The following is a 2091-nucleotide window of genomic DNA, read 5'->3' as shown; positions in this document are numbered from 1 at the left end:
GGGCCGCTCCTACGCCGTAGGAGCGGCCCCCGGCCGCGACGGGTTGCCGCAAGGGCGCATGGCCGGAATTATGATCAAGGCCCGGGATGCCGAGTCAAGCAATACTTAAAACTCAATGCTCTTCAAAACCCCCTCCCAAGCCTCCAGCGCCCGCCGCTGTTCAAACCGCTCCACCAACAACCGCCGCGCATGAGCCCCTTGGCGCTCGCGCAAACCAAAATCGTCGCGCAACCGTCGTATCGCCGCCGCCAGACCAGCACCATCCCCCTCCCTGACACAAAGGCCACAGTCATGCGCCGCCAGGAGCAGCGGGATCTCGCCATCCGGATCGCCGACGAACAACACCGGTCGACCCGCCGCCGCGACGCCATAAAACTTGCTCGGCACGATCAATCCCTCCAGCGCCGGACGCAGCGAGATCCAGTGTACATCGGCCACGCCCAGACTCAGGGCCAAGGACTCACGGGGCTGATACGGATGAAACCGCAGCACCGACTCCAAACCCCGCCGCGCCGCCTCCGCCCGTAACTCCGCCAATCGCTGACCATCGCCAATGAACAGAAACACCACCGGCGTATCCCCCGCAGCCGACTCCGCCCGCAGCAGCGCCGCCGCATCGAGCACCGTCTCATACGCATGGGCCCGCCCCAGGTTCCCGGAGTAGCCCACCACAAAGGCCTCCGCCAACCCCCAGGCGCGCCGCAGCGCATTCTCCGCCGGCGCAAGCGGCGCAATCGCCTCGCCATCCGCCCAATTATGAATCACCCGCACCCGCTGCGCCGACACCCCGCCCGCCCGCACCCGCTCGGCCATGCGCTCGCCGATCACCACGTTCATCGCCGCCCCGCGCAGCGACAGATCCCGCCCATGCTGCACCCAGCGGCCAACCAACCCACCCAGCGCGCCGACGCCCAGCGCCACGGCCACCTCCGGAAACAGGTCCTGCAACCAGGTCACCAACCGCACCCGTCGCCCCGCCAAGACCCAAGACGCCAGCACGGACAAGAGCGGCGGATCGGTCATCGCCACCACCACCGTGCCCGCACCCGTCAACCGTCGCAGTCGCCAACCCGCACTCAGATAAAAGCTCAAATAGTCGACCGCCCGACCGATCAGCCCCGCCCGTCCGAAGCGACTGGACCAGACCCGGTGGACCTCGACCCCCTGCACCGACTCGCGGGCCGGCAGCCGCGCCTGCGCGTCCAGGTAACCCTGGCGACCGGTGATCACCCGCACCCGATGCCCCTGCGCCGCCAGATAGCACGCGAGATCGGTCAGCATCTGGCTGGTCGCGGAATGGTCAGGATAAAAAAAGCGATTCAAAAAAATCAGGTCCATGGGGTCCAACCCTTATCTTAAGTAGAGCGGTCAGCGGTCAGCGGTCAGCGGTCAGCGGTCAGCTTTCAGCATTCAGCTCTGAGTTTCAAGCGTTCTTGACCACCCGGCACATCACCAGTCGGGCGGGCGCCTGCGGCTCCCGGACGGCTCGAAAGATGCTGATGCACTGATAGCTGACGGCTGACTGCTCTTTCCAGGATCATTATCACCCGAAAACCCCAAACCCCGAAAACGAAAAAGGCCCTTCCGGGCCTTCTCGTCATTCACCGTTGCAACGGCACATCAAATCCCCCCAGTCCCCAGCCGAAACCGTGGCGCCGACCGCACCCTCCCAGTCCGCTCACCGCGATGTTTCGCGCCAACCAGGCGAACGTACCCGGAATCGGTTCGATCGCGAGGACGCGCGCACCTGCCGCCCGCGTGGCGCGCTCGCCCACCCTAGTACTGGATTCCAGCATCCTGCCGGGGGCCTTGATCGTAATCCCGGCCAGCAGCGTGCGTAGTCAGGGCTTCCAGCCCTGACGGTGTCAGGCCAAGATGGCCTGACTACGCACCCGGCGAGCCCAAGCCGCCGGAGTCTTGATCGAGGCCCTGCCCGAATGACGACAGAAGAGACAACCACGTCCTCCCGACCAGATGCCGGGAGCCAGTGCCAGGGCTCGAACCATGCCCTCCCCGATTGTCCGCGTCACCGATCCCCTGGAAAGAGCAGTCAGCCGTCAGCCATCAGTGCATCAGCATCTTTCGAGCCGT

At 65.6% G+C, this 2091-nt stretch carries 1 protein-coding gene; it reads right to left on the bottom strand.

Features of this window, described 5'->3' with window-relative positions; translation table 11 throughout:
* Window positions 1-105 precede the first annotated feature (105 nt).
* Entirely contained in the window at window positions 106-1338 is a 1233-nt protein-coding gene (locus QZY48_RS23210) for a glycosyltransferase family 4 protein (protein WP_295435553.1), read from the bottom strand.
* Between the last annotated feature and the right edge of the window lie 753 nt (window positions 1339-2091).

It is taken from the genome of uncultured Thiodictyon sp., assembly GCF_903828115.1.
Classification (GTDB): Bacteria; Pseudomonadota; Gammaproteobacteria; order Chromatiales; family Chromatiaceae; genus Thiodictyon.
Note: the sequence above shows the minus strand (reverse complement) of the source record. Positions and strands in the feature narration are given on the sequence as shown.